A 292-nucleotide genomic window follows, 5' to 3' on the forward strand; every position below is an offset into this window, starting at 1 on the left:
CCCGGATTTCTCACAGGGTATAAAAGAAAGCGGCTGAAAGTGTTAACGTTTCAGGGCCTTACACCAAAAACCAACACCAACAGCCGCTTCCAAAATGGTACCTGAAAAGCTGACCTTCTCGCCACTCTCTCGCCGCCAAATTGAAGCCGACTTCTCCGGGGGCCACATTACGTCGGACGCCGGATTACTCCTGCTTCGTGAAGTCGATAAACAGCATCGCCTAACACGCCGCTTGGCCGCCGTGCTTCATGATCCCCGCTCACCGGAACAGGTTCGTCATAAGCTCGACACG

General features: G+C 54.1%; 1 protein-coding gene. It reads left to right on the forward strand.

Translation table 11 applies throughout. From position 1 onward, the window contains the following. Window positions 1-94 precede the first annotated feature (94 nt). Window positions 95-292, forward strand: a 198-nt coding sequence (locus tag ACT3TY_RS17980) for a transposase (protein WP_444629103.1), incomplete at its 3' end; no start/stop codon positions are given.

The organism is Halomonas sp. AOP22-C1-8 (assembly GCF_052378905.1).
Taxonomy (GTDB): Bacteria; Pseudomonadota; Gammaproteobacteria; order Pseudomonadales; family Halomonadaceae; genus Vreelandella; species Vreelandella citrativorans.